This window comes from Pseudoalteromonas sp. NZS100, from assembly GCF_015864815.1.
In the GTDB taxonomy this organism is placed as follows: Bacteria; Pseudomonadota; Gammaproteobacteria; order Enterobacterales; family Alteromonadaceae; genus Pseudoalteromonas; species Pseudoalteromonas distincta.
This window is the reverse complement of sequence record NZ_JADYWM010000033.1, coordinates 1-26,828: the sequence shown is the minus strand read 5'-3', so window position 1 is coordinate 26,828 and position 26,828 is coordinate 1. Positions and strand designations below refer to the sequence as shown.

Sequence of the window (26,828 nt, the reverse complement as noted above, 5' to 3'; positions counted from 1 at the left end):
ATATTGTTAAAGAACGTTTTGAGTCGCTTTAGCGTCTCAAGGGATGCGAATAATACACCCTTTATTTTTCGAGTCAATACTTTGTTTTAAATTTTCTTTTGGAAGATTTAAAACCGAAGTTTTATTTAACTCTCTGAGCAGTTCGTGCCTTGCTATGCTTCGGCGTTTCCCGTCTCAGTGGGGTCGCATTATAGGGAGATCCAAAAACAGATCAACCCTTTTTTTAGATCTTTTTACTGTTCGAACAAAAATAGAACAAAACCACGTAAAACCACATGAAAACCCCTCTAAGATGATGCTTTTTTATGCTCTTATTTATTATTTAATACAAATATCATTGCTATGTTTGATTTAGGCGTTAAGATAGCAAGTTCACAATGTTAAATTAATGTTTATTTCCTGTTTATTGGTAGATCTAAAATGAAATTACCCGATCAAAAATCTTTTATCTTCTCTGTTATTCTTGCTGTAGTTGGTTTTGTTGTTGTTGAGTTTGCTTTAGGCGGCTTAGCTTTAAACCCTGCATTACTATTTGGTGCTGGTTTATTAATAGGTGCGATTGCTATTGCTGCAATATCATCTGATGTGACTGAAGAAGCTGAAGTTAAAACAAAAACGCTTTATGTTGGTAACCTTCCTTATCGTGCAAACGAAGGTGTGGTTCGTGCATTATTTGAAGAACAAGGCAAAGTATTCAATGTTCGTTTATTAAAGGATAAGAATACTGGCAAACGTCGTGGCTTTGGTTTTGTTGAAATGGCGCAAGCTGATGCAGACAATGCAATTGCTAACTTGAACGATAGCGAGTTCCAACAACGTACTTTAAAGGTACGTGAAGCAAAACAAAAACAAGAAGATGATTCTAATGCTCTACGTACTGAGACGGATCAGTCAGTGTAACTAGCTTTACCGCTAGCTTATTGCTAAACACATCAGCCGTTGCATAATATTGCAGCGGCTTTTTTATGTCTGCTTGTTTATCCACACATAAGTTAAGTTGGTTAAGTAGGAAGTTGACTCTATTTGCTATCGCTACACCTGAATCAAGTAATTTTACATTCCCTTCAAAATACTGACTAATCGGCTCTGCTAATATCGGAAAGTGCGTACACCCTAGTACAAGTACATCTATTGTTTTATCTATATGTAGTTCATCAAGTACTTGATACAACTTATTTGTATCTAAAGAGCCTGTAAAAAAGCATTCCTCAGCTAACGTTACTAATTCAACACTGCTATACAGATTAACGATCACATTACGTGCATGTTCAGCAATTAATGTTTTTGTGTATGAACTGGCGACCGTTGCCGGTGTGGCTAACAAGCCAATATGATTTGAGCGTGTTAATTCTGCCGCAGGCTTTATTGCTGGCACAACACCTACAATAGGAATATCCGTAATTTGGCGAACAGCGCTGAGTGCAGATGTAGAAGCTGTATTACACGCTATTACAATTAAATCGACGTTAAGCGTGTTGGCTTTGATGAAATGAATAAGTGAACATAATCGGTTAATTATAGTTTGTTGGGATTGAGCACCGTAAGGTAGTAATGCATTATCCATAAAATAGCTGTACTGAGCATTGGGGATACTTTGCTTGATATGCTCAAGTACAGTAGTTCCACCAATACCTGAATCAAAGACCATTATATGCGCTGACAAACTACCGTTCCTACTTTACTTTAAGATCGGCAGTTTGCCATGAGGTTTTTATAAAAGAAAGTAGTTTAACTTTGCGTGGTTTCTAAATCAGTAAGCCTGTCGGCTGCTGAATTTAACTGATTAAGGTTTTCGAACATAGACTTTGTATAATCTACTAACTTATCTATTTGTTCCTGATCTTGATTTAACCATTGGAGAATGCCAGCTAGCTGATTTTGTAATCCAAGCTCACCCGCTTTTTCAAAAGCATTTTTAAGGTCGTCATTAAAAGGGGCTAAACCCTCTGCTACTTGTTTTTCTGGTGCTGGTTTATATTCTTCATAGCTTTTAACTGTTGCTATTGTTTTTGTTTGGCGTAAATCCATAGAAAAAGCCACCAGCTGATCGCTGTCTAAACTCAGCTCTTGCGCTTGTTCAAATGCTTCATCTAAATCACCACCAAAAAAGGTTTTACTTAAATCTTGTAAGTTTTCCATCATCGCATTAATAGCTTCTTGCTCTTGCTCGTTTAAGTCACCATTTACCGACATCGAAAATGATACCTGTCGAGATTGCGATGATGAGCTTGCAAACGACTCACTATTACTATTTTGCTGATAGCCACTTGCCGATTGAGATTCAAATGCATCAGCAAAGCTAATACTTACCTCATCGCCTTCTGCGGTAGTAAATTTATATTCGGCATTACTCGTCATACTGACGTATTGAGCCTGGCTTATATTTACGCTGGCAGGTTGTGGGTTAAATAACGACTCTTCAAACTTATCCAGCCCATTGTAAATTCCCTCTTTAGACTTATTAATGCCCTCTTCCATGTCATCATTAAATACGCCTGTACCTTTGAGTTCATCAACAGCGTCATCAATCCCTATTTGGACTCCTTTGCGCGCATCGCCTAGCATATCTTTGAGCTTTTCGTCATCAGCGCCGTTAGCTTTTGCTTTATTTACAGCACTACTTACAAAATCGAGTACGTTTTTTACTATTTCATCAAAATCAAATAGTGGTTTATCTGCTTTTTTTTCTGCTATAGGTAATCCAAGCTGCTCAGCCATTTTATCGCCAAGCACCTTTGCAGCCAACTCTCGGCCTCGTTGTTGATAGCTATCTTGAGGAGACGTAATTGTAGGTTGCTGTATATCAGCTTTATTATTGAATTTATTGATGTTGTTGTTTGGCGTAAAGCCATAATTACCTATTTTCATGATTCGTCTCCTAAGCGTGCGTAGTTTATTATCGGCTATAACAACAAAAACTAAAGTACAATGTTCAATAAAACAGCATAAATGCTAGCCAAAACTAGACAAATACGCAGCGCTCCCTACAATAGCGCCGATAAACAGATCTTAGATAAGGTAGTAGCGTTAATGGCAGTTATTAAAATAGATACCACACAGTACCAAGCGCAGTTAAGTGAAAAAGAGCAGCGTATTAGTGCGCAGTTTCAACGTTTTGGTGTGGAGCAACTAGAAGTATTTAGCTCAGAGCCAACTAACTACCGCCAACGTGCTGAATTTAGAGTATGGCACGACGGTGATGATCTGTTTCACATTATGTTTGATCAACAAACAAAAGAAAAAATCCGTGTTGATACATTTGACCCAGCAGCGCCTCTAGTAGGTGAAATAATGCAGGTGATGATTGAGCATCTTAAGCCTTGTGAAATATTACGCCGTAAGTTATTTCAAATCGATTACCTATCAACGCTAAGCGGTGAAATTTTAGTAAGCTTGCTTTATCACAAACCACTGGATGATGAATGGTTAAGTGAAATTAAAGCACTGAAAGAAAAGCTTAGCAGTAAATACAAAATTGACTTTATAGGCCGAGCTCGCAAACAAAAAGAAGTACTAGGTGATGACTTTGTAACTGAACGTTTAACAGTTAATGGTCAAGAGCTTATATACCAACAAGTAGAAAATAGCTTTACTCAGCCTAATGCAAAAGTAAATATTAATATGCTGGAGTGGGCACAAGATTTATGTAAACCACTTAAAAATGATTTACTAGAACTGTATTGTGGTAACGGTAACTTTTCAATTGCATTAGCGGGCTGTTTTAATAAAGTATTAGCGACGGAAATATCAAAATCATCTGTTCACTCTGCTCAATACAACATTGCTAAAAACAACGTAGAAAACTTAGATATTATTCGTATGTCGAGTGAAGAGTTTACTCAAGCAATGAATGGCGAGCGTACTTTCTCTCGTTTAGATGGTATTGACCTTAAAAGCTATGACTGCCAAACCATATTAGTTGATCCACCACGTGCGGGCATGGATGAATTAACGTGTGACTTAGTGGCTAACTACGAAAGCATAATTTATATATCCTGTAATCCTGAAACTCTTGAACGTGACCTTGATCACTTAACACGTACGCATAACGTTAAGCGCTTTGCTATATTTGATCAGTTTCCTTATACGCATCACATTGAGTCGGGCGTTTTCTTACAGCGCAAATAAATACGCTCAGTAAACGTTACCCATAAAAAAAGCTCCTTAAGGAGCTTTTTTTGTTTTAGCTAAACTTACTTGTTAGCTAAGTAATTAATTAATTTGCTAATGTCTTCAGGTTTAGTAATACCCGACTCACGACCTAGGTTTAATTTGTACTTACCATTTACAATAAAGGTAGGTACGCCACGTAGTGCGCCTTTTTCTTTAAAGTAGTCTTGATCGCGTTTCATTTTAGAGCTCAGCGTACGTACCGAGAAGCTTTTAAACAGCTTATCAAACTTATCACCATCAACGCCCTGCGCTACAAATATATCTTTTACATCTGCAAGCTCATTAAATTTAGCGCGCTTTGTATGGATATGATTAAAGATTGCAGAAATAATCTGATCTTTTTGTGGAAGCACTTCAGCTGTCGCCAGTGCTTGGCTCATCATCTGTTGGTTTTCTGGGTCACGTACACCTACAAAATCAACATGACTCTTTTTAAATTTAACGTTTTTATCAAGCTTAGGCTTAAACTCACCAATTAGTGCTTCCATGTTATTACATGCAGGGCAGTAAAATGAGAAGAACTCTTTAACCTCTGGCTTTTTAGTTGCACGCTCAGAAACTACGTCGTAATGCACGCCTTCTTCATACGTTGCTGCAAAGCTTGTTGCTGCCATAGGAAGTAATATTGCAAGCAAACCTGCTTTAACTAATTTAATCATTATTATACTCCGAAATTTATAGTGCTAATAAAAACGCTACTAACTCATCAAGTTCTTTTTGATTTTTGATGGTGTTGAGGTTTATTTTATATTTATCGTTAACAATAAAAGTAGGTACACCTGTAAGTGCGCCTAATTTTGAATATTTATTCTGTTTGTTTTGCATTGCTTGCTCAGCTGAAATAACAGGCATGCTTGCAATCTCTTGATCAAACGTTGCGCTATCAATACCATTTACTTCAAGTAATTTTTTAACGTCTTTCATTTCAGTTAATGGTGCACGTTGAACATGGATACTTTTAAAAATTTGATCGCTAATACTTTGCGCCTGACCATGCTGCTTAGCAATTAAGTAGGCAAAGCTTAAATTACTTTGTGCTTGTGGTGACACGCCACCTAAAAAGTTCACGTGGTTTTTAATAAACTCCGCGCCTTCAGGCAAGCCTTTTTCAATTGCTTTTGCTACTGGTTCAAACTTAAAGCAATGTGGACAGTAAAATGAGAAAAACTCGGTTACTTGCGGTGACTTGCTTTTGTCTACATCTATAACAGTGTATTGATTATCAACTTCAAACTGTGCAGCAAGTGCTGCAAATGGTAAACATAAAAGTAATAAACTCAGTTTTAATTTTTTAAGCATTTGTATCTCGTTGTACTTGTCTTTAAATAAAATATTACGGCAATAACTTTAACGGTGCTTCTTGCAATGCTGCAAGTTGCTCTTTCAGTGCTAAAATTTGTTGCTCCCAGTATTTGTCATCAGCAAACCATGTAAAGTTCCGCACAAAAGCAGGATCACTCCATCGTTTAGCTACCCATCCCATATAATGAATAATACGCATTGCTCGCAGCGGTTCAATTAATTTGAGTTGAGAGTGATCAAAATCACAAAACTCTTCATACGCATTTACAAGGGTGTCTAACTGTAACAGTTGCGTCGCTCTATCGCCACTGAGCATCATCCATAAATCTTGGATTGCAGGACCTTGGCGGCTGTCATCTAAATCAACAAACATTAGCGCATCACCTGCCCATAAAATATTACCAACGTGGCAGTCACCATGTAAGCGAATACTTTGCACATCTTTATACTGTTTTTGCGCCTGCTCTATCACTAAATCTAAAATAGTATAAAAGGCAGTATTTATTCCCATGGGCACTAAGTTACTTTTTTGAAGATGAACTTTGGCTGTATGCAAATACTCCTCGCAGGTAACTGTTGGCCTATAAGTAAAAGGTTTTGTTTTAGCTACTTGGTGCATACGGCCAATCAATCGCCCCATTACATCAAGCTGATCTAAATTATCAACCTCAAATAAACGCCCGCCTACACTTGGAAACAACACAAACAAATACCCTTCGTGTTCAAATAAGCTTTGTCCATTATATAAAATAGGGGCAACAACGGGTACTTCCGCATCCGCTAGTTCAAATGCAAAGTCATGCTCTTCTTGAATTTGCTCTTTACTCCATCGCTCTGGGCGATAAAACTTCACTACGTAACGCAGGCCATCATCCGCTTTAAATTGGTATACTCTGTTTTCATAGCTATTGAGCGCTAATAAACCAGATTCGGCGTACACACCTACGCTTTCTATTGCATCGAGTATTAGATCTGGTGTTAAGTCAATAAAACTAAATTTACTCATACTCTTCTTATATAAAATAAAAGCGGGTTATATACCCGCTTTTGTTAATTGCTATATCAACTTACCTAATTAAGGTAAGTTGCGATTATCGCGCTTTAAAAAAGTTACTCGACTGCGATATTGTCTCATCCGGCTCATCTACCGGTGAAAGCACAAAGTTAAACTCAGTCATCGGCGCCTTCAAATCATAAGGGTCCATTACAAGTGACAATGGTACGTTATGAGATTCCCCTGCCTGCACAGTAAATGACTGCTTACCAATATACTTAAAGTTATCTAACCCTTGTACTTTAATATTAAAGGTTTGCTCGTACTGCGCTTTATTAATTACCTTTAATGTATAGGTATTCTCTACTAAACCATCAAAATCGACACGATATAATTGGTTTCGGTCACGAATAATATCAAAGTCCATTGTTTTACGCAGTGCTATATTAGCGACAAGCGCTCCCGTAAGCACAACAAGTATGACCGTGTAACCAATAATTTTAGCTCGCAGTGGATTCGTTTTATTTTCTGGGGTTTCAAGATTTCGCTCTGTCGTATATGAAATAAGCCCACGCGGGTATTCCATTTTATCCATTACGCCATCACACGCATCAATACATGCACCACAGTTGATACACTCAGCTTGTAGCCCATTTCTAATATCAATACCTGTTGGGCACACTTGAACGCACAAGTTACAGTCTATACAGTCGCCTAGTTCTAAATCTTTATGGTCTACTTTACGTGAACGAGGACCACGGCTTTCACCTCGGCTTTCGTCGTACGTTACGGTGTATGTGTCTTTATCAAACATAGCTGATTGAAAACGAGAGTAAGGACAGATGTGTAAACACATAATTTCTCGCATCCAACCGGCATTACCATAGGTACACGCAGCAAAGAAAATAATACTGACTAGTGCATAACCGCCTACATCAAACGTTACAAAGTCAGGGAGTAACTCCCTTATTGGCGTAAAGTAACCCACAAAAGAAATAGCGGTATACAACGAAAACAATACCCAACTAGTATGCTTTGCCGTCTTACGCCAAAACTTATCAAAATTCATGGGTCGTTGATCGAGTTTTTTACGTTGATTAGCCGTGCCTTCAAGCTTTTCTTCGAACCAAATAAAAATAAAAGTCCAAACAGTTTGCGGACATGTGTAACCACACCACACCCGTCCATAGAAGGTGGTCACTAAAAACAACGCAAATGCTGCCAACATAAAGATAAACGCTAATATAGTAAAATCTTGAGGCCATAGCGTTAAACCAAAAATATTGTATTTTTGACCAATTAGATCAAACAGCACAGCTTGCTGGCCATTAAAATTAATCCAAGGTAGTAACATAAACGCAAGCAGGCCTAAAAAGCCAATGCGCTGTCTAAGTAATTGATGTAGGCCTTTTACAGCACGCACATAAATACGATTTCGGGGATTGAACCTATCATCTTGACGGCTTAAATCCGGTTTTTGGATTTTCACCTCTACAGGGATATTCTTTACTTTAATTTGCTTGTCCATCGAAGTTCCTCAACGCCGCTTGGAAATAAAAATCCAGCAATACTCAAGTACTCTATACTTAAAGTTAGCAAGTTACTTGCTAGGCATATTTACTTTAATAAATTGCCTTCTCGAATACTTTCAGATATTTCAGAAATATCTGACTGCTGTTAACCATTATAACAATGTTGGTTAAAATTACTGGCATAGATTGCTAATAATTTATTCATCCCAGTTACTTGCTTTTAAAATGCAGTTTATTACACTGCATGGTAATTCAACCCTACTTAGATCAAGGTTTACGTATCCATGAAAAAATTTATTATTTTGGTAGTTGTGATCCTTGCCTTTTTTACAATCGATCACCCACTTATAAAAGAACCTCGCGAAAGGTTACTAGGTGAAGGCATCGGCTTTTTAAGTGATGCAAGCAAGGTCAACAGAAGCCCAGCTGCAAATATGGCTAAAAATAGGATCAGCAGTCAACTTAAACTATCTGAATCTGAAGGTGAGTATGTAGAAAAAACGTTTACAACAGATGACTCTGTTCAGTTATTTCACCTACGCTATTGTCGTGAGCGTGACTTAAACCTTTATTTTTATGACGACCGTTTAAATACGGTATGTAAAATAGTGACTGAAGCATTAGAGCAAAAGCGAGCAAAGTAGTGGATTTTTCAGGATTAAATAAAAAAGCAAGCGACTCATTTCATAAGCAGCGCAATATGCTCAAGCAATTAGCGCAAGGCAAAACATTAAAGTGTGAGAAGTGTAATGGGGTTTTAACACTTGATTTAGCCACCAGTGAACCTGGTAAAGGCATAGTAAAGTGCAAACAAGGCTGTACGGATATTATATTAGAGCTAGGCACTTAGATTAAACTAAGCGCCTAGCATTAATAATTACTCTTCCCAACTCTCGTCGGTTATCAAGCCGCTATTAATTGCGACCACTTCAATTAGTTCAGCAAACCCTAATGCAAAGTCACCCATAGATTCATACTGATACTGACACAAAGCTTCTATTGTCATGTTATTTTGTTTGGCAATCTGAGCTATTGCTAGTTGGTCGAGTGCAAAAAAGCTTAGTGTGCTTAACGCACTTTCTAATGCTTGTTTAAAATCAACGTCTAATTGCGGTGCATTTAACAAAGGTTCTGCATAAGCTTTCGTTGCAACTAAGAAGCCTTTACTCCACGACTTACAAAATTCAGCATCAAATGTGTCTGGTAATTTATATCCAGTTTCGAACACCTGCTCACTAATTTTGTGATAAAGCGCCATAAACAAAAAAAGCATTTCTTCATCTAAATCATTAGCTGTGTTTGGCAATATCTGCTCAAGCCACTCATGTACATCTAATGGGTTGGGCGAACAAATTACACCAAATAAATAGCCTTGGCTTTGTACAAGGGTCATTGCTTGAGATTGGGTATTTAAAAATGAGCTGAGCTGCTTTGCGTGCAACTCAGTAAATTGGGGTATTTGCATTAAAACTCTTTATATTAAAACATTAAAAGTTGAGCGGGTAGCGACCTTGGTTATCTGGTCGGCCTAAAAACTTAACCGCATCATGTACATCTTTAGGTAAGCTGGCATCTGGTTTTACATAACCTGCCACTCTAAAATCGAAATTAGCTTTAAGTGTAGCATCTGCCTCAAGGCCAAGCGTATTATCTGGGTCAATTAATATAGCAACATCACCCGACTTACAGCTTAACTTACCAGCTAGAGGTCCAATATTAAACCATCCATTTAAACCTTGAACATCAATATCAGGACTCGCTATTTCACCTTTTAGTGAATCACAATAAGGTGCACCTGAGCTGTATTCATCAAGTTCTAAAATCACACGCCCTTTAGCGGTAACAGGCAGAGGAAGTTGCACACGTTGCATTGCACGCTCTACAGTGGAGCGTACTAGGGCGTCAGTCACTATTACTTTTTTATTAAAAAAACCATAACTTACATCTGCGTAACCCGAAATATCACTGCGTTCTCGTGGATTACCAAATTTTATATTCGCATTTAGTTTGCCTGTAAATAATTTCCAGCCTGCAATATCCCAACGCACATTATTTAACTGCTCACCATCAAAACGAACTTGCATCATTTGACCTTGCCAAACAGTACCTACAGTTTGCCCAACTTCTAATTGCTTTGGAAAGTACGGTTTTGCTATATCTAGTGCAATATGTGCTGGTAATTTAATAATACAAAACACAATAAAACTAATTAAAAAGACAGCCGATAACGTTATTATTTTTTTCATTAATTAATTCTCTAATACTAAACGGCTTACGCGCACATAGCCTGATTTATCATCGCGACTTAAATCTAAATTTTCAATTTTTAAACCATGCTGATTTACTAGCTCATCTAGCCATTCTATTAACTGATTAAACTCTACTGAGTCGAGCGTTAAACGAAGTGAATCACTACTGGGCTGCATTTTACTAATATTGATTTTATAGCGTCCACGAGTAGAGTTTACCACTTGGCTTAAGTTTGTATTGCTAGCAACACTGGTGTTGCCTGCAGCCTTTAGCTTAACAATACTGTCATCAACCCAAGCTAATAGCTCTTGTTGTTTAATTTGAGATTGCTGTGCTTTTTCTATCGCGTTATTTAATGGCCTAAATATTCCCATTACTAAAACAAAAATAATAAACACGCCACCAGCGACCATTACCAATTGTTGTTCTTGCTCTTTAAGCGAACGCCACTGTTTCATTAACTGCTTTTTCATACTGCACCTCGCAGTTTAATTTCACCTACGACATAATCACCGTCATTATTTAAAGACCCTTGCTCAACAGTTAAACCTTGCTTTTCAAGTATGATTTTTACTTTACCAAAAGTTTGGAAGTCTTTAGCCCGTGCACGAATGCGCAGCTCATTGCGACGTTTGTCATAACGAAGTGTTTCAGGTGTAAACTCGCTGACTTGCGAAAATACATCAACCAAATTAGTCGTTAAGTCTAAAAAGCCGGATTCACTTGAGCCTTGTATTTTATCTAACGCGCCTTTAATTTGGCTTTTAATTAGATTAGGGCGAACTTTAGTGCCCGGAAATGCTTTTTGATATCTGTCGACTACTTGAGCTTTAGCTACTTCTACTTGTGTATTAAGTTGGTGTAACTCAATAGCTTTTATTGTAATTGTAGAAACCAATGCAACACTTGCTATAATTGCGGCGCCTTTCCAGTAACCCCACCACAAAGCGCTTTGTTTTTTAAGCTGATACATACCTTGGCGTAAGTTAAAATTAACGCTATCTAACTGTTTTGCAAATAATGCTAAAGGTAAGTCGTAATCGCTTGTTTGGGCTTGTAAGTTAACGCTTTCAGGAAACTGATTAGCAGGACTAAAATGTTTAATGTCGGGGTTACCCATGGCTGTTAAATAGCCATTCAACCAACTAGATTCAACCGCACTAATATGCCATTGCCCTTGCTTAAACAACCATTGGTTGTTGAGCTCAATAGCAGTTACGGCACCATCATCTGCAAGCGGTAACAACAAAGCATCGGGTAATATTCTGTATACTGATAGATTATGCTCAGCAAATAATGCAAGCCATTGTTCAAACCATTCACGGTCTGTCATTGCTACACGAATTGCATGTTGCTCACCAAGCATTGTCGGCTGCGCTACTGCTATAAACAGTTCATCTACGTCACATGCTATATCTTCTTCAAGCATGTATGGCAATGCTTGCTCAAGCTTGCGATTCCATTTTGTTGGCAAAGCGACCGTTTTTAATTGCACTTGGTCACTGGGTAATAACACGACAACTTCTCGGGTAAGTGCTTTTTCGCTTAGCTCACTTAAATGCTCTGCATTTGGTAACTCGCCACTGGCTATTATTTCTTGTTCTTGTGGTGAGTAAATTAACCAGTTAAGTAATTCTTGTTCGGTTTGACCCGTGCGGATCAACAGTATTTCTGTCACTGTACGCCTCCAAATTTTCGCGCCAGTATCGTTACGTCGCCGTCTTTAGCGTGCAGTAATGTGGTCATCGAAAAACGCAGGTCGACAAAGTTTGCCTGCGTTTGTAATTTAAAATATTCGCTTTTAATACTAAATAGACTTTTTATTGAGTCAGTATTAGTACCGCCTTGCTGCTTCACCTGTTCAAAAAATTCATCGATGGTGTCAAATCCAGTTTGCGGTCTTGCGCCTAACACCGCTTCTGCGCCAGATAAGCTTAAGCTTTCTATCAAGGCACTGAGTATAAGCGCTTGCTCTGGCAATAATGTATTTACGTTAATTGATAAAAGCGTACTGCCTGGTATTACACATACATATGGCAATACTTTTTCCATCACTAATGGGTTAAAGCCCTTAACTAAACGCAGCTCCGATGTTGATGCAAATAAACTATTGGCTGTCATATACGGAAAATCTCGTGATAAGTACTCGTCTTCTTCTGCACCTGAGCGATACGTAATACTGTTCTCATCAAGCCAATCAAATACACTATCTGCCATCGTCTCTTCTGATTCGTCAGCAGGTAAACCTTCAATGTTTTCAAGTAATGCAAAGAGTGCTTTGTGTGCAGGGTTTGTTTTACTTGCGCTATTTTCTTCTGGTGCTATGGCTAAAGCATTTAAATTTAAACATGCTTGTAAATCTGTAATTTTGCCACTTAACGTGCCGTTATCAACAGGGTATGAAGCATCTCCTTGAGTTGCCCACACTTGATCGAGTGTTGTTTTATCGGCATCATCTTTTTTACTTTGTATTAGCCCTTTAATAGCAAGCTCTTCTGCACCGTAGGCGTACCATTTAGCTTGTTGGTGACCTTGCAAGTTTGTACTTTTTTGCACTTGAACCATTAAATTAGCACTCATTTCTACTGCTAAAATAGCCGCTAATGCCACAATAAACAAAACAATAACAAGTGCTGCGCCGCGCGATGATTGCTGCTTAACCATTATTCACATCCGTAGTTTGTGTAGCAACAACTTTGCCTTGCCCAGGAACTAAAAATACACGACGAATTGGCTCTGCTTCTATTTGTTGCAACGTAACAGCAACCGCTTTAGGGAGAGCTTTAATTTCCCATTGTTCTTGCCATTCGTTTTTATCATCTAAAAACTCAAACTTAAGTTCTTCAACATTCTCTAGCACACGTTGAACTCGCGGCTCCATATTATCAAGCTGATCAACATAAACCCGATAAACACGCTCAAGGTTATCGTCAATCACTCTATAACCAACAGCTTGTAGTTCTGAACGTGGCAATAAGTTAATTGGATTTATCCAGCCATCTCGTACAAACGCGATACCATCGTATTGGCTTTCTAAAACGTAACGACCAGCAAGTAAATATTGTTCTTGAACATCACCCGACTCATTGCGAACTGCGCGTTTGGTCATTTGGCTAAAATCTTGATCCATTAATCTAAATGTTGTTTGCAATCCATTTAGCTCAGCAATCTTTTCATCGGAGGCATCTTTTGTTCTTGTTGTCGTCTCGAGTATTTGATGAGTAGCAATAATAACAAAAGCTAAAATACCCAGTGCAACCATAACTTCAAGTAATGTAAACCCGCGCTGCTTCACTTACTTTTTGCCTTTATTTAAATACGTTGATAACTCATATGCTGAATGCTCATATTTTTCATCCGTAAAAACATTTATGGTTAGTTTTACAAAGCTTTTGTCAGCAGTGGCTGTAACTTCTTGCTGCCAAAACCATTCAACACCGCCCATTACTTCGCTGCCTTTAAGGTTATTTTTACCTTGCCATTGTTCGCCTTTAGTACGCTGTTCAATAATAACGTTTTCGGCGACCCAAGATGCATAGGTTTGCTCTTCAATAGTCGTTAAGTGGTGTATGTGCTCGCTTGTCGCTTGCATTGCAGCTATACCCGCCATGGCACAAATACTTAATGCCACTAACACCTCTAATAAGGTAAACCCTTTAGTGCGCTTCATTATTCTGGCTCTCGGCGAAAGTTTACTGGTGCAGTAAATTCACCTTCAATGTAATACACAGGCTCGCTTTGCTCTTTTAACTCTAATATAAGTTGAAACGCGCTTACCTCACCTGATGACAAAATAAGTACTTGTGGTATTTTCAACTTTTTAAGCTCAAGTAAACTGTCTTCATCGCCGCCACTCATAAGCTCGCGCCAGTTAGATTGCTCTAAGAGGTTATCTTGCGCCCACGCTAAATCTTCTAAGTTAAGCGTGAGCTTTAATCTTTCATCTAATTCTATTGGTTTAAAAAGATCTTCACGGTCAAAAGTAATCCACTTTTCACCATCGAAAACTAAATACTCTAATGTATTTTCTTCTACTAATAAGCCCAATTCAACTTGGTTTAAAATGGCAAATTCCGATGCCATATTAATGGTGGTATGCAGCCTTAGTGCTTGAGTATCTAACTCCTCCTCAGCACCGCCTTCTAAGCTATATACCACCATTTTGGTGGCAAAAGCGATGATCACTAATACCACTAAAATTTCTATTAAACTAAAGCCTCTGCTTTTTGCATGGCGCTGCTTAAGGCTTGCTTTCATAGCAAGCCTCTAGCATTAACATGTTCATACAGAACGGTGTACTTAGGCATTATTGTTTTTCTTCGTCCCAGTTACCGATATCGTCATCAGTACCTGCTTCACCGTCTGGGCCCATAGAAAAAATATCAAACTTGCCAATTTCACCTGGGCTAATTAACTGATAAGTATTACCCCAAGGATCTTCTGGTAATTCATTAATAAAGCCACCATCAGGGAAACGTTTTGGAACCGGTTCAATGCTTGTTTGGGTAACTAGCGCTTCAAGACCTTGCTCTGTGCTTGGGTAGCTCTTATTTTTAAGCTTGTATAAGCTCATTGCATCTTCTAATTGCTGGATATCTAGATGTGCTTTATCAATAGCAGCCTCTTCTTGCTGACCCATAATGTTAGGTGCAACAATTGACATAATCATCCCGATGATAACCAGTACCACCATCACTTCTAGTAAAGAAAAACCTGATTGTTTATTCACGTAATTACCTCATTATTCTAAAAACATTAAGTAAAAATGGTTTAGGTAAAACCACTAATATATTTAAAAATTTATTCTAACTTAAAGTCCAACAGCTTTATTCATCGCCATTATTGGCTGCAATATTGCCATTACTATAAATAATACAATAACCGCCATTGAGGCGATCATCGCAGGCTCTAGTAGTTTAAGCGATACATTAACCATGCTCTCAAATTCGCGATCTTGGTTATTTGCAGCACGCTCTAACATTTGCTCTAGTTCACCTGATTTTTCACCACTTGCTATCATATGCAGCATCATTGGTGGAAACAACTTAGTTTGCTGAAGTGCAGCTCTTAAGCTTGCACCCTCACTCACTCTATCGGATGCATCTGCAACCGCTTTTTTAATTTTTTCGTTGATTAATACGCCACCCGAGATACGCATTCCTTCAAGTAATGGTACCGAGCTTGACGATAAAATACTTAAAGTACGCGCAAAACGTGCGGTGTTAATACCACGAGCCACTTTACCTATACCTGGCATATGTAGCACTCGGTCATCCCACCAAAAACGTATTTTAGGCTGCTTAAGTGCATGCTTAATACCAATGGCTATAGCTGTAATAGCTATTAAACTAATAAACCAATAATTTTGCACAAAATGGCTGCCTGCCATAACCCATTCGGTTGTCCAAGGAAGTACTTGTTTAGTTTTTTCAAACGTTTTTAATATTTTTGGTACTACGGTACCCAGTAATACCGACACAATACCAATTGCAAATACCACTAATATAATAGGGTAAACCATAGCCTGAGTTATTTGGCTACGCATATGTTGGCGCTGCTCGGTATAGTCGGCTAAACGATTAAGAACTTGGTCAAGGTGACCCGACTTTTCGCCTGCGGCTACCATTGCACGATATAAATCGTCAAAAACATGAGGAAACTCACTAAGACCATCGGCAAGGGTGTAACCTTCAACTACTTTTGAGCGTACCGACATAAGCATCCGCTTTAAACGCGGCTTTTCGCATTGCTCAGCAACCGCCATAACAGCGCCTTCAACAGGGAGTGCCGATTGAATAAGTGTTGCTAATTGCCTTGTAATTAATGCTAAGTCTGAGGTTGAAATTGTCGGCTTAAAAAAGCCACCGAGTAAAGGGGCCTTTTCGCCTTTGACCTGTTTATCACTTTGCGCCGCAGGAACAACTTCAAGCGGCGTTAGTTTTTGATCACGTAAAGTTTGGCGGATTTGTTTAGCTGTATCGGCTTCTAAAATGCCTTTTTTTTCTTTACCTCGACCATCTAAGGCACGATATTCAAACGCCGCCATAGTTAACCTTCCTCACGGGTAACACGCAATACTTCTTCAAGTGTTGTTTTGCCTGCCAGTACACGGCTACACCCATCTTGGCGAATACTTGGGCTGCGCTTACGAATGTATTTTTCTACGCTTTGCTCGCCTTTACCGTTGTGAATCATTTCGCGTATGGTTTCATCAACTACAAGTAACTCATGAATACCTGTACGACCACGGTAACCATTAAAGTTACACTCCTCACACCCCACCGCTCGATAAATTGTCGGTTGGCTTTCAAAAGGAACCCCTAACAGCTGGCATTCATGCTCATCAGCCGTGTGACCTTCTTTACAGGTATTACATAACGTACGTACTAAGCGTTGCGACAACACACCGAGTAACGACGATGAAAGTAAAAAGGGTTCAACACCCATATCTTCCATACGTGTAATTGCACCCGATGCGGTATTTGTATGCAGAGTAGACATAACAAGGTGACCGGTAAGTGACGCTTGAACACCAATTTGCGCAGTTTCAAGGTCGCGTATTTCACCCACCATTACTACATCAGGATCTTGACGTAATATTGCACGTAAACCACGTGCAAATGTCATATCAACTTTTGCATTAACTTGTGTTTGCCCAATGCCTGGAATTTCGTACTCTATCGGATCTTCAACGGTAAGAATATTACGATCGCGTGAGTTAATTTGGCTCATACCAGCGTATAAAGTGGTACTTTTACCAGAGCCCGTAGGCCCTGTTACCAAAATAATGCCGTGGGGTTTACTAATTAAATCTGAAAACAATGCGCGATTTTCTGCGGTCATACCTAAATCTTCAAGGTTTAAGCGCGCGTTGTTTTTGTCAAGTAAACGCAGTACTACACGCTCACCAAAGCTCGATGGCATTGTAGATACACGCACATCAACTGCACGCCCAGCAATACGTAAGCTAATACGACCATCTTGTGGAATACGTTTTTCAGCTATATCAAGCTTAGCCATTACTTTAATACGAGATACAAGTAACGATGCAAGTTTACGATTAGGCTTAAGTACTTCTTTAAGCACGCCATCGACCCTAAAGCGAATAACAAGCTCTTGCTCGAAGGTTTCGATATGAATATCAGAAGCCCCTTCTTTAATCGCTTCACTTAGCATGGCATTAATAAGCTTGATGATTGGCGCATCATCGTCACCAGCAAGTAAATCTTCAGTTTGCGGGAGCTCATCAGCAAGTGAGAATAAATCAACCTCGTTGCCAATATCTTCCATCATTTGTTGCGTTTCAGAGCTATCACGTTGGTATGACGCTTCAAGCAATAGCTCAAATTTATCATCATCCAATTGCTCAAGTGTAAAACCATGGCCTGCGATACGGCGTACTTCTAATAGTACTTCCACATCTAGCTCACCACGGTAGTAAACTATACGATGATCTTTGTTTTTACCCAGTAACACACCTGCGCGTCTTGCATAGGAAAACGGCAAACGCTTTGCTGGTAACTCAACTAACACATCACTCGTTAATAGCTCATCCTGATTATGCGTTTGAGGATGAACCACATCTTGGTTTATCTCTTGAATCGCATTAGTCATCTTTACGCTCTTGTGCATTTTGTTTACGTAGAGACTCTTCATACGTAGGTGGAAGTACTAGTTCGTCATTCCACTCAGGTAAAATAGGCGTATCCGTCATTGGCATTAACTCAATACCATCTTCTTTTTGTTTAAACTGCTCACCACGAATAAAGTTATATTTATTAAAGCTTAACTTATTCATGCTTACACCATCACGAATAATGGTTGGGCGAATAAATACAATAAGATTACGCTTACGGCGCGTTGTATTTGTTGATCTAAACAGGTGACCTAAAATAGGGATATCGCCTAATAACGGTACCTTAGAAACACTTTCTTGTACGTCTTCGTCAATTAAACCACCAAGTACAACCATACCGCCATCATCGGCCATAACCGTTGTTTTAATTGCACGTTTATTAACTGAAATATCAACAGCAGTTGCACCACTTACGCTCGATACTTCTTGCTCAATAGTAAGTTGTACTGCAGAGCCATCGTTAATCTGTGGCGTAACTATCAGTTTAATACCGACTTCTTGACGCTCAACTGTTTGAAATGGGTTAGCATTATTACTGCCCGTTTGTGAGCCTGTAATAATAGGCACTTCTTGACCGACTAAAATAGAGGCTTCTTCGTTATCCATTGTAGTAATAGAAGGGGTAGCCAATATATTTGAATTTGTATCAGTGGCAACAGCCTGAATAATTGCGCCCCAATCATTTTTAACAACGCCCAGCGCTAAACCATTAATGCCACTTAGCAATGAAGCAAGCGCATCATAGTCACCCTCAGTCGTTTCGTCATAACTAGTAACGGTTCCAGTTTCTGTACCAATGATAGTTTTAGTTACGGTTGTATCTTGTGCTTGCTCTGCAGCAACAGCTAATGAACCCACGGGAACCGTAGTGCCGTTGTTAAACTGCAACATACCGCCCTGCTCAGAAATCCACTGCAGGCCTAAATTAACACCATCGCCTTCCATTACTTCAATAATAATGGCTTCAACTAATACTTGGGCACGGCGAATATCAAGGCGTTCAATTACAGATTCAAGTGATCGCATTGTGTCTGGCTGTGCGGTAATAATTAATGAGTTTGAGTCAGGGTGAGACTCTATACTGCTTTCATTATTGCTTCTGCTACGAGTTTTAGTAGTACCGCCTTGTGCATCTTCAACAAGTGACTTACTAACACCCTGCAATACTTTGACTAAATCTTCAGCTTTAGCATAATTTAAGTAAAACACCTTGGTGTTACCTTGGCTTTCTAGCTCACCATCTAAGCGCTTAATGAGCTCAATAGCACGTGTACGTGCTTGGCCTTCACCACTTACAATAACGCTATTAGTTCGGCCATCAGCCACAACTTTTGGAATTAAGAATTCAGGTACGCTGCCTTTACCGCTGTCTTTATAAATATTATCTACCACAGAGACAACATCATCTGCCGTCGCATATTTAAGCTTAACGATGTCTACACGCTTGTCACCCGCCTGATCAACAGAACGAATGATCTCAACTAAGCGATTAACCGATGCTGCATGACCCGTTAGCATCATAACGTTAGCCGCATTAAAGTTGGCAACGTGGCCACCATCTTTTTGATCGCTAAATTGACGAACCAAAGGGCCAAGCTCTTGTACACTTACATTTTTAACACGTACAACACGTGTAATCATCATGTCGCCGCTAGCTTCACTACCTTCGTCAATAAGTGGTACATTTGATTTTTTGGCGTCTGAACTTTTTTCTATCTTAATTATGCCATTGTCCATTTCAACAGCTGAGTAGCCATAAACTTCCAATACATTTAAGAAGAACTGATAATAAAGTGCTTCGTCCATTAACTCATAACTGCGAACATTTACTTTGCCGCGCACGTTAGGGTCAATAATCACTGTTTTATTAAGGTTTTTACCAACAATATTAATAAACTCGTTGATATCAGTTCCTTTAAAGTTAGCAGCATATTCAACAGCAGAAACAGACAAAGAAATACTTGCCGCCAAAAAAAGTGCTGCGTACTTAGCTAACCCTTTTTTAATTTTTTTGAGGTGTAGCACCTGAACCATTATATTAAAACTCCAAAGCTAAATTATTGCAGACTAAATTGCACATCGATTTGTTCACCATCACGTTCTATAGTGATATTGGCATCTGTACTATTACGCAGCTCGTTGATAGCTGACATAGCCTGTTTTAAATCTGTTAATTGATAGCCATTTATAGAAATAGCCAAATCGTTATTTTTTAATCCCATTTGTTTAAATAGTTCAGGCTCTTTACCTGGACTTAAACGATATCCGATTAGTTCGCCATCATTCATGGCTTGTGAAACACGTATATAGTCAAATAATTTGCCTGGCTCTTCGAGCAGTTCTTCACGTGTTTCTATAATTGCTTCTTTAACGTCTGGATCTGCAGTAGCATCTATTTGTAGTTCACTTGGCTCTAATTTTTGCGGACCCATTTCAGCATCATCACGGGCAGCGAGTACTGGCATAGATACCGTTTTATTAAAATCGAGTCCATCGAGCATCAAAGTCTCAAAACGCCCATTAACATTCAAAATAACACGATCAGGTAATATTTGTGCTACTTCAGCGCGCGTGCCTAATACAACTTCTTCAACAAGATAGCTTACTTGCTTACCTTGTGATTCAATAATTGCGATACCTGCTTTATCATCGTTATTAACCGCTACAATACCGGTTAAATTTATACTTAGGCGTGTTTCTGGCGCATTGTTTATAACCTGTGATTGCTTTGCAGTATTATTGTTGTTTGTTACAGTTTTTTTACCAAATAAGAATTGCTCAACAATATGCTGCGCAGAGTTATTACTCGCACCAGATGACTGATTAGCATGATGGCTAGGGGTAAGCAGAGTTATCGGTGGTTTTGGCCATAAAAGCCAAACTAGTTTTGATAATAAAAATGCAAGATAAACAACAACTAAGAGTGTCACTAATGCACTTAACTTAGCATGCGGTAAACGAGTTAAAAATTGTTTTAGTTGTTGGATTTGCTGTTCCATAAATAGTGTTCTTATTTTAATTTACTGCGTTAGCGCGTACCCATAGTACCCTTTCATTTTTCTTTCAACAAGCACACTAATATTAAACTTTGTAAACAGATTAAATTAACTTTACATAACCGTATAAAAAGTAAACGGCTATTGTAATACCTTCATCCTACGATGATTTCATGATAAATTTTAAGCTATAAAACGTGGGGAAATGCCTTATGAGTAAAAAAAGTAACGCTAATACCAACTCAGACCATGCGGATGGGTTAAAAGTTCGATTAGATAAATGGTTGTGGGCTGCGCGATTTTATAAAACTCGTGCTATTGCACGTGAAATGGTACAAGGCGGCAAAGTGCATTATAATGGACAACGTACAAAAGCGAGTAAAATAGTAGAAGTTGGCGCAAACATAAAACTTGCACAAGGAGTAGATGAAAAGCTGATAACCATACTCTCAGTGCTTGAAAAACGCCAAAGCGCCCCCATTGCACAAACCATGTATCAAGAATCTGATGCCAGTATTGCTAAACGCGAAGAGAACAGCATCGCACGCAAAAATAACAGCTTTTTTGCCCCCCATCCGGATAAAAAACCGGATAAAAAGCAAAGACGCGAACTTTTAAAAATGAAATCAAGTTAGGTATAGCCGCTCATGCAACAAGATTTACTTCACCGTTATTTATTCAACGAACTAGATGTTCGTGGCGAACTCGTACAAATCGAGAGTGCTTATAATGAAATGATTGCCGACCATAATTACCCAGACCCTGTTAAAGCATTACTTGGTGAGTTACTCGTTGCAACCTGTTTACTTACTGCTACCTTAAAGTTTGAAGGTGAAATTGCTGTACAGCTTCAAGGTGATGGCCCAGTTAAATATGCTGTTATAAATGGTGATGACAAACAAAATATGCGTGGTATTGCACGCCTGCAAAGCGAAATTACGGGCACAACTGTAAAAGAGCTTATTGGCCAAGGCTATATGGTAATCACTATTACCCCTGAAAAAGGTGAACGCTACCAGGGTATAGTGCCGCTAGAGCATGATACTCTTAGTGAATGTATCGAAAGTTACTTTGAGCAATCTGAGCAGCTAAAAACACGTCTTTGGTTTGCAACTGACACTACTGAAGGTAGCGCAAAAGCATGTGGTCTATTTTTACAAGTGCTTCCAGTTGATAAACAAAAATCAATTGAAGACTTTGCACACCTAGAAGCATTAAGTAACACGATTAAAAATGAAGAGTTGTTACACTTAGATGCGAACACTGTTCTTACACGTCTTTATCACGAAGATAATCCTCGCGTATTTGAACCTCAAGCTATTAAATTCAAATGTGGTTGTAGTCGTGATAAAACAATTACTGCACTTGTTAATATTGGACAAGAAGAGCTACTCAAAGATGTAGCTGAGAAAGGGACTGTTAACATTAACTGTCATTACTGTTTAAAAGAGTATGTTTTTAACGAACAAGACATAAAAAGCATTTTCAATTAAATGTTCAGCTTCATTTATATATAGTAATTAAAGCCGCAAAATATGCGGTTTTATATTATAAAAAGATGATACCGGTGTCATGAATTTTGTTAATTTACTGACACCGGTATCATTGAAATTATTCATGTTTTTTAGCAAATATATGTGTTTTTAGAGGCTTTACGGGCTCGAATATCTCAAAACCTTCTGTTACTATAATTTCAGCTTAAGGGCACTGATAACCCCAGAGCTATCCCGTTCAAACTCTCACACATTATAGTTAGGTATAAACATGACTACAGGCGCTACACGTTTTGTCGATTTAACCGCAGCTGAACTTGTCGAGCATGCGATCCGCCGTGGCGAAGGTACTTTAGCCGCAAATGGTGCTTTTGTTGCAATTACAGGAAAACGAACTGGCCGTTCACCAAAAGATCGTTTTATTGTTCAAGAAGCGACAACTCAAGATGACATTCAATGGGGCAACGTTAACCGCCCATTTGATGCAGAAAAATTTGACGCATTATGGGCTCGCGTAGAAGCACATGTTCAAAGTAATGACCACTTCACCTCTCACCTAGAAGTTGGCGCTGACCCTGAGCATTATCTACCTGTAGTCGTAACTACAGAAACAGCGTGGCACCATATTTTTGCCAAAAACATGTTTATCGAACCACAAAACTATAACGCCTCAAACTTACCACAATGGCAAGTAATGAACGTTCCTTCGTTTGTATGCGAGCCGGAACGTGATGGCACAAATAGCGATGGCACCGTTATTATTAACTTTGCACAGCGTAAAGTATTACTAGCAGGTATGCGCTACGCCGGTGAAATGAAAAAATCGATGTTTTCTGTACAAAACTTCCTACTACCAGCAAAAGGTGTATTACCAATGCACTGTTCTGCTAACGTTGGTGAAGCAGGCGATACAGCATTATTCTTCGGTTTATCTGGTACGGGCAAAACAACTCTTTCAGCAGATCCTACTCGCTTTTTAATTGGTGATGACGAACACGGTTGGGCACCTGGAAGCGTGTTTAATATTGAAGGCGGTTGCTATGCTAAATGTATCGACCTGTCACAAAAGAACGAACCTGTAATTTGGAATGCAATTCGCTTTGGTACTATTTTAGAGAATGTAGTGCTAGATGAAAAAGGCGTTCCAGATTTTAACGATACTAGCCTTACTCAAAATAGCCGTGCAGCATATCCACTTGAACATGTTGAAAAACGTAAAGTTGAAAACCGCGCAGGCGAACCAAAAGCTGTTGTATTTTTAACTTGTGATGTAAGCGGTGTATTACCACCGGTATCTGTTCTTAGCGAGGAAGCTGCTGCTTTTCACTTTTTAAGTGGATACACAGCTAAAGTTGGCTCAACTGAGATTGGCTCTACTAGCGATATTGAATCAACGTTTTCAACCTGCTTTGGTGCTCCATTCTTCCCACGTCCTGCTGGTGTTTACGCTGAGCTTCTTATGAAGCGTGTACGCGAGTTTGGCGCTAAAGTATACCTTGTGAATACAGGTTGGACTGGCGGTCCTTACGGCACAGGTAAGCGCTTCGATATTCCGACTACTCGTGCAGTAGTTGATGCAATCGTATCTGGTAAATTAGCCGGTGTTGAAACTCAGCACATTGATGTTTTAAACCTAGATGTACCGGTAGCAGTTCCAGGTGTAGATACAAACCTACTTAATCCTATAAATACGTGGGAAGATAAAGCTAAGTACAATGAATATGCAGCAAAACTTGCCGCTGACTTCACTGAAAACTTTGTTAAGTATGACGTATCAGACGATATAAAAAATGCAGGACCTAAAGCTTAAATAAGCTTCAAGCTTGTATTTTAACGCCAGCCAAGGGCTGGCGTTTTACTTTCTAAATACCTAATTTAATAAGTGCGACAAAATGCCGCACAACTCATATCAAAAACCATATAATATACCGCGTAATTAATCATTCCTTAATACCCAATAAACCTGCATTACTCATTACGGCTATTTAATTGATGACACTAAAGCTTTCATGGCGAAAAACATTCAGGCGGTTACATTTATACTTAGGCCTATCAGTAGGTGTTTTACTTACTATTATCACTCTTTCTGGCTCTATATTAGTTTACTATCCGCAAATAGACTTACTGCTAAATCCAGCAAATGACGCTACTACAAACATAAAAACGCCTAATTGGGATCAAGCATATAATACGCTAAGAGCCAATTTCCCTTCAAAGCAAGGGCCATGGCGATTAGAAAACACAGGTATAAATTCAGTAATTCCCGCGCGATACTACAATCCAATAGAAACAAAAGAGCAAGGCTTTGCCCCCTTAATGGTATGGCTATCTAGCAGTAGTGATAAAGTAATACGTAAAAACTATTGGGGAAAATACTTAGTAACTTGGATGTACAACTTACATTTTTCATTACTAACAGGAGCAACGGGCACTCTCGTCGTTGGCTATATAGGCATAGCCTCAATAGTTCTTCTTATCTCTGGGTTCTTTGCTTGGTTTCCAAAGCCTGGGCAGTGGGTAAAGGCACTAAAATTTAAATCTCGTAGCTCTAAAATAGGTTTGCTATACGACTGGCATAAACTAATTGGTTTAACCTTCTGCATACCGCTACTAGCTTTAACTGTTACAGGTGTTATGCTCGCTATTCCAAAACAAACAGATCCTATATTAACCGCTCTAGTTAGCGATATAAACTCCCCACCAAAAACACAAATTCAACCGAGCAAACAAACCGATATTTCTTTATCACAAGCGGTATTAATAGCTGAAAAAGCATTACCGAATGCGCGTTTAGCTTGGATTGAAACACCATCAAACTTAAATGCTATTTACAGGTTAAGATTTCAAACTGTAAACGATCCTTCGTATCGCTTTCCACATAGCTATATAGAGGTTAATGCACTTACAGGAAAGTTAGAGAGCGTGTTTAATATAGATAAGCAAAGTACGGCTAGTAAAATAAAAAGCTGGATACACCCTCTACATGACGGCAGCATTGGCGGTAACATTTTAAAAGTCATTTGGGTGTTAAGTGGCTTCGGATCTGCTGCATTGTTCATTATCGGCGTATATAGGTGGTTAGTTAGAACCAAGAGAATACAAAATAAACTTTAGTTGAAGGAGTACATGAATTGCTTTTCAGTAAGTCTTGTCGATAGTTTTTAATATAAAGTATATGGCCTTCGTTAATCTTAGGATTAAAAATTAATAACGCTCAGTACATATGAAATTAAAGCAGCCCCTAACCGCCTATCTGGCTATAAAACAATTAATGAAGGGTAGTTAATACTGCAAGTTTAGATAGGCACTCCATGAACACTATTATTTAAAAACCTCATGCCTATTAGATTTAAGTTCTATGCGTAAACCTCTGTATCACCCTCTGCATAACTACTTTTATTCTCTTCAGTAACCTACCCAAAGCGTACACAAAGGCTTAAAGACCATGTTCAATACTTATCACAAGACCAGATAATTAACGCTTTTATATTAGGTCAGATGTTAAACCAATTGGTATTATTTACCCATAGTACAAATGCTACCACTCATTGTCGAGCGAAGGTTTTTAATGCTTTTGACGTCGGGAGTCGCTACGATCGCCCGACCTACGTGATGGGTGTTGCTGTGAGTGTGTATTAATTGCGCGTATTTTACTTTTCTGCAGACGTAAAAAAGCCCGACTATTTCTAGTCGGGCTCTCTACAATGTGAGGTCGGTGCGCTACGCAGTAGGATGTCGTAGTGCCCACAGCGGTAGAAAGTCACAGTGAAATGCCACAGTATCGTTGTGTCAGGAGTCGCTACGCTCGCCCGACCTACGTGATGAAGCTGCTGTGGGTGTGTGTTAATTACGTACATTTTACTTTTCTGCAGACGTAAAAAAGCCCGACTATTTCTAATCGGGCTCTCTACAATTTGAAGCCTGGTAATGTCGTAGTGCCCACAGCGGTGGAGAGTCACTTAGCAAATGCTACTTTATTGGCCGACTGAAATACTGAGAAGTTTTGTTGTGATTTTAACGTCGGGAGTCGCTACGGCCGACCTACGTGATGGATGTTGCTGTGAGTGGATGTTAATTACGCGTATTTCACTTTTCTGCAGACGTAAAAAAGCCCGACTATTTCTAGTCGGGCTTTCTACAATTTGAAGCCTGGTAATGTCCTACTTTCACATAGCAAATGCTACACTATCATCGGCGCTGTTTCGTTTCACTACTGAGTTCGGCATGGAGTCAGGTGGGTCCAAAACGCTATTGTCACCAAGCAAATTTGGGCGTTAATTCGTATTTCTACGCACTAACTGAATTTGGAAAATATCTGATAATATTTTTTAAGTCTTTCTAAGTAATTTCTACTTTAGTTATATTAACTTCTGTCAAACTGTCGCATAAAACGCGTTTGGCGTTGTATGGTTAAGCCTCACGGGTAATTAGTACAAGTTAGCTTAATGGCTC

Annotated in this window: 27 protein-coding genes and 1 rRNA gene; 8 read left to right on the top strand and 20 right to left on the bottom strand. The window is 39.0% G+C overall.

Annotated elements, in window-relative coordinates; all coding sequences use genetic code 11:
- Positions 1–420 precede the first annotated feature (420 nt).
- A complete protein-coding gene (locus I6E69_RS20025) occupies positions 421–900 on the top strand; it encodes an RNA-binding protein (protein WP_024596401.1) in 480 nt (159 codons plus the stop codon).
- Here I6E69_RS20025 and murI read toward each other — a convergent pair.
- Both murI and I6E69_RS20015 read right to left on the bottom strand, forming a co-directional pair.
- The gene (gene murI, locus I6E69_RS20020; RefSeq protein ID WP_197122109.1) at positions 863–1,663 is read right to left on the bottom strand and encodes a glutamate racemase; all 801 of its coding nucleotides are present in this window, start codon (positions 1,661–1,663) and stop codon (positions 863–865) included. The two genes, I6E69_RS20025 and murI, sit on opposite strands and share 38 nt — an antisense overlap.
- Before the next feature lie 65 nt (positions 1,664–1,728).
- The gene (locus tag I6E69_RS20015; protein WP_197122106.1) at positions 1,729–2,868 is read right to left on the bottom strand and encodes a DUF5610 domain-containing protein; all 1,140 of its coding nucleotides are present in this window, start codon (positions 2,866–2,868) and stop codon (positions 1,729–1,731) included.
- A 162-nt stretch (positions 2,869–3,030) separates the two neighbouring features.
- Here I6E69_RS20015 and trmA point away from each other — a divergent pair, with 162 nt between their 5' ends.
- The gene (gene trmA / locus I6E69_RS20010) at positions 3,031–4,128 is read left to right on the top strand and encodes a tRNA (uridine(54)-C5)-methyltransferase TrmA (RefSeq protein WP_197122103.1); all 1,098 of its coding nucleotides are present in this window, start codon (positions 3,031–3,033) and stop codon (positions 4,126–4,128) included.
- Positions 4,129–4,193: 65 nt separating this feature from the next.
- Here the strand turns inward: trmA and I6E69_RS20005 are convergent, their stop codons facing one another.
- From I6E69_RS20005 to ccoG, 4 genes are all read right to left on the bottom strand, one after another.
- Positions 4,194–4,832: a thiol:disulfide interchange protein DsbA/DsbL gene (locus I6E69_RS20005; RefSeq protein WP_002962055.1), complete on the bottom strand. Its 639-nt coding sequence runs from the start codon at positions 4,830–4,832 to the stop codon at positions 4,194–4,196.
- Between the two features lie 16 nt (positions 4,833–4,848).
- Positions 4,849–5,472, bottom strand: coding sequence for a thiol:disulfide interchange protein DsbA/DsbL (locus I6E69_RS20000; RefSeq protein WP_002962054.1), 624 nt, complete (start codon positions 5,470–5,472; stop codon positions 4,849–4,851).
- 34 nt (positions 5,473–5,506) lie between these two features.
- A complete protein-coding gene (locus I6E69_RS19995; protein ID WP_024596396.1) occupies positions 5,507–6,481 on the bottom strand; it encodes a serine/threonine protein kinase in 975 nt (324 codons plus the stop codon).
- 85 nt (positions 6,482–6,566) lie between these two features.
- On the bottom strand, positions 6,567–7,997 hold the full coding sequence (ccoG, locus tag I6E69_RS19990; RefSeq protein ID WP_002962052.1) for a cytochrome c oxidase accessory protein CcoG: 1,431 nt from the start codon (positions 7,995–7,997) through the stop codon (positions 6,567–6,569).
- Between the two features lie 288 nt (positions 7,998–8,285).
- On the opposite strand from ccoG, the gene I6E69_RS19985 reads away from it, so the two are divergent.
- Positions 8,286–8,645, top strand: coding sequence for a hypothetical protein (locus tag I6E69_RS19985; protein ID WP_002962051.1), 360 nt, complete (start codon positions 8,286–8,288; stop codon positions 8,643–8,645).
- Entirely contained in the window at positions 8,645–8,851 is a 207-nt protein-coding gene (locus I6E69_RS19980) for a hypothetical protein (protein WP_002962050.1), read from the top strand. The genes I6E69_RS19985 and I6E69_RS19980 overlap by 1 nt, the downstream gene beginning before the upstream one ends.
- A gap of 27 nt (positions 8,852–8,878) precedes the next feature.
- On the opposite strand, the gene I6E69_RS19975 is transcribed toward I6E69_RS19980, so the two are convergent.
- From I6E69_RS19975 to gspC, 13 genes are all read right to left on the bottom strand, one after another.
- Positions 8,879–9,466: a UPF0149 family protein gene (locus I6E69_RS19975; protein WP_024596395.1), complete on the bottom strand. Its 588-nt coding sequence runs from the start codon at positions 9,464–9,466 to the stop codon at positions 8,879–8,881.
- Between the two features lie 22 nt (positions 9,467–9,488).
- On the bottom strand, positions 9,489–10,247 hold the full coding sequence (locus tag I6E69_RS19970) for a type II secretion system protein N (protein ID WP_182749878.1): 759 nt from the start codon (positions 10,245–10,247) through the stop codon (positions 9,489–9,491).
- 3 nt (positions 10,248–10,250) lie between these two features.
- Positions 10,251–10,724 (bottom strand): type II secretion system protein GspM, encoded by a 474-nt coding sequence (gspM, locus tag I6E69_RS19965; RefSeq protein ID WP_024596393.1) that lies wholly within the window; start codon positions 10,722–10,724, stop codon positions 10,251–10,253.
- Entirely contained in the window at positions 10,721–11,929 is a 1,209-nt protein-coding gene (gspL, locus tag I6E69_RS19960; RefSeq protein ID WP_024605963.1) for a type II secretion system protein GspL, read from the bottom strand. Before gspL ends, gspM begins: the two co-directional genes overlap by 4 nt.
- A complete protein-coding gene (gspK, locus tag I6E69_RS19955; RefSeq protein ID WP_197122100.1) occupies positions 11,926–12,915 on the bottom strand; it encodes a type II secretion system minor pseudopilin GspK in 990 nt (329 codons plus the stop codon). Before gspK ends, gspL begins: the two co-directional genes overlap by 4 nt.
- A complete protein-coding gene (gene gspJ, locus I6E69_RS19950; protein ID WP_197122097.1) occupies positions 12,908–13,546 on the bottom strand; it encodes a type II secretion system minor pseudopilin GspJ in 639 nt (212 codons plus the stop codon). Before gspJ ends, gspK begins: the two co-directional genes overlap by 8 nt.
- Positions 13,547–13,921, bottom strand: coding sequence for a type II secretion system minor pseudopilin GspI (gspI, locus tag I6E69_RS19945; RefSeq protein WP_002962039.1), 375 nt, complete (start codon positions 13,919–13,921; stop codon positions 13,547–13,549).
- Positions 13,921–14,508, bottom strand: coding sequence for a Tfp pilus assembly protein FimT/FimU (locus I6E69_RS19940; RefSeq protein WP_039488557.1), 588 nt, complete (start codon positions 14,506–14,508; stop codon positions 13,921–13,923). The genes gspI and I6E69_RS19940 overlap by 1 nt, the downstream gene beginning before the upstream one ends.
- A gap of 49 nt (positions 14,509–14,557) precedes the next feature.
- Positions 14,558–14,980: a type II secretion system major pseudopilin GspG gene (gene gspG, locus I6E69_RS19935; protein WP_002962036.1), complete on the bottom strand. Its 423-nt coding sequence runs from the start codon at positions 14,978–14,980 to the stop codon at positions 14,558–14,560.
- Between the two features lie 81 nt (positions 14,981–15,061).
- Positions 15,062–16,297 (bottom strand): type II secretion system inner membrane protein GspF, encoded by a 1,236-nt coding sequence (gspF, locus tag I6E69_RS19930; protein WP_002962033.1) that lies wholly within the window; start codon positions 16,295–16,297, stop codon positions 15,062–15,064.
- Positions 16,298–16,299: 2 nt separating this feature from the next.
- The gene (gene gspE, locus I6E69_RS19925) at positions 16,300–17,865 is read right to left on the bottom strand and encodes a type II secretion system ATPase GspE (protein WP_002962032.1); all 1,566 of its coding nucleotides are present in this window, start codon (positions 17,863–17,865) and stop codon (positions 16,300–16,302) included.
- Entirely contained in the window at positions 17,858–19,921 is a 2,064-nt protein-coding gene (gene gspD, locus I6E69_RS19920; protein WP_039488559.1) for a type II secretion system secretin GspD, read from the bottom strand. The genes gspE and gspD overlap by 8 nt, the downstream gene beginning before the upstream one ends.
- Positions 19,922–19,944: 23 nt before the next feature.
- Positions 19,945–20,886 (bottom strand): type II secretion system protein GspC, encoded by a 942-nt coding sequence (gene gspC, locus I6E69_RS19915; RefSeq protein WP_002962029.1) that lies wholly within the window; start codon positions 20,884–20,886, stop codon positions 19,945–19,947.
- A gap of 209 nt (positions 20,887–21,095) precedes the next feature.
- Between gspC and hslR the strand changes: the two genes are divergently transcribed.
- The 4 genes from hslR (at position 21,096) to I6E69_RS19895 (ending at position 25,490) form a co-directional block, all read left to right on the top strand.
- On the top strand, positions 21,096–21,518 hold the full coding sequence (gene hslR, locus I6E69_RS19910) for a ribosome-associated heat shock protein Hsp15 (protein WP_002962027.1): 423 nt from the start codon (positions 21,096–21,098) through the stop codon (positions 21,516–21,518).
- Between the two features lie 12 nt (positions 21,519–21,530).
- Positions 21,531–22,376, top strand: coding sequence for an Hsp33 family molecular chaperone HslO (hslO, locus tag I6E69_RS19905; RefSeq protein ID WP_002962025.1), 846 nt, complete (start codon positions 21,531–21,533; stop codon positions 22,374–22,376).
- A gap of 271 nt (positions 22,377–22,647) precedes the next feature.
- Positions 22,648–24,186, top strand: coding sequence for a phosphoenolpyruvate carboxykinase (locus I6E69_RS19900; protein WP_197122094.1), 1,539 nt, complete (start codon positions 22,648–22,650; stop codon positions 24,184–24,186).
- A 182-nt stretch (positions 24,187–24,368) separates the two neighbouring features.
- Positions 24,369–25,490 carry a PepSY domain-containing protein gene (locus I6E69_RS19895; protein ID WP_039488562.1) on the top strand — a complete coding sequence of 374 codons (1,122 nt, stop codon included), beginning with the start codon at positions 24,369–24,371 and terminating at the stop codon, positions 25,488–25,490.
- A 1,033-nt stretch (positions 25,491–26,523) separates the two neighbouring features.
- On the opposite strand, the gene rrf is transcribed toward I6E69_RS19895, so the two are convergent.
- Positions 26,524–26,638, bottom strand: a 5S ribosomal RNA gene (rrf, locus tag I6E69_RS19890).
- Positions 26,639–26,828 lie beyond the last annotated feature (190 nt).

What these genes read in the sequence shown, in the direction of transcription:
- I6E69_RS20015 (WP_197122106.1), bottom strand. Translation starts at nt 2,868, where the DNA reads ATGAAAATAGGTAATTATGGCTTTACGCCAAACAACAACATCAATAAA.
- I6E69_RS19895 (WP_039488562.1), top strand. Translation starts at nt 24,369, where the DNA reads ATGACACTAAAGCTTTCATGGCGAAAAACATTCAGGCGGTTACATTTA.
- I6E69_RS20025 (WP_024596401.1), top strand. Translation starts at nt 421, where the DNA reads ATGAAATTACCCGATCAAAAATCTTTTATCTTCTCTGTTATTCTTGCT.
- gspM (WP_024596393.1), bottom strand. Translation starts at nt 10,724, where the DNA reads ATGAAAAAGCAGTTAATGAAACAGTGGCGTTCGCTTAAAGAGCAAGAA.
- I6E69_RS19940 (WP_039488557.1), bottom strand. Translation starts at nt 14,508, where the DNA reads ATGAAAGCAAGCCTTAAGCAGCGCCATGCAAAAAGCAGAGGCTTTAGT.
- trmA (WP_197122103.1), top strand. Translation starts at nt 3,031, where the DNA reads ATGGCAGTTATTAAAATAGATACCACACAGTACCAAGCGCAGTTAAGT.
- gspE (WP_002962032.1), bottom strand. Translation starts at nt 17,865, where the DNA reads ATGACTAATGCGATTCAAGAGATAAACCAAGATGTGGTTCATCCTCAA.
- hslR (WP_002962027.1), top strand. Translation starts at nt 21,096, where the DNA reads ATGAGTAAAAAAAGTAACGCTAATACCAACTCAGACCATGCGGATGGG.
- I6E69_RS20000 (WP_002962054.1), bottom strand. Translation starts at nt 5,472, where the DNA reads ATGCTTAAAAAATTAAAACTGAGTTTATTACTTTTATGTTTACCATTT.
- I6E69_RS19975 (WP_024596395.1), bottom strand. Translation starts at nt 9,466, where the DNA reads ATGCAAATACCCCAATTTACTGAGTTGCACGCAAAGCAGCTCAGCTCA.
- I6E69_RS19900 (WP_197122094.1), top strand. Translation starts at nt 22,648, where the DNA reads ATGACTACAGGCGCTACACGTTTTGTCGATTTAACCGCAGCTGAACTT.
- gspF (WP_002962033.1), bottom strand. Translation starts at nt 16,297, where the DNA reads ATGGCGGCGTTTGAATATCGTGCCTTAGATGGTCGAGGTAAAGAAAAA.
- gspC (WP_002962029.1), bottom strand. Translation starts at nt 20,886, where the DNA reads ATGGAACAGCAAATCCAACAACTAAAACAATTTTTAACTCGTTTACCG.
- gspK (WP_197122100.1), bottom strand. Translation starts at nt 12,915, where the DNA reads ATGGTTAAGCAGCAATCATCGCGCGGCGCAGCACTTGTTATTGTTTTG.
- hslO (WP_002962025.1), top strand. Translation starts at nt 21,531, where the DNA reads ATGCAACAAGATTTACTTCACCGTTATTTATTCAACGAACTAGATGTT.
- I6E69_RS19995 (WP_024596396.1), bottom strand. Translation starts at nt 6,481, where the DNA reads ATGAGTAAATTTAGTTTTATTGACTTAACACCAGATCTAATACTCGAT.
- ccoG (WP_002962052.1), bottom strand. Translation starts at nt 7,997, where the DNA reads ATGGACAAGCAAATTAAAGTAAAGAATATCCCTGTAGAGGTGAAAATC.
- gspD (WP_039488559.1), bottom strand. Translation starts at nt 19,921, where the DNA reads ATGGTTCAGGTGCTACACCTCAAAAAAATTAAAAAAGGGTTAGCTAAG.
- gspI (WP_002962039.1), bottom strand. Translation starts at nt 13,921, where the DNA reads ATGAAGCGCACTAAAGGGTTTACCTTATTAGAGGTGTTAGTGGCATTA.
- I6E69_RS20005 (WP_002962055.1), bottom strand. Translation starts at nt 4,832, where the DNA reads ATGATTAAATTAGTTAAAGCAGGTTTGCTTGCAATATTACTTCCTATG.
- I6E69_RS19985 (WP_002962051.1), top strand. Translation starts at nt 8,286, where the DNA reads ATGAAAAAATTTATTATTTTGGTAGTTGTGATCCTTGCCTTTTTTACA.
- I6E69_RS19970 (WP_182749878.1), bottom strand. Translation starts at nt 10,247, where the DNA reads ATGAAAAAAATAATAACGTTATCGGCTGTCTTTTTAATTAGTTTTATT.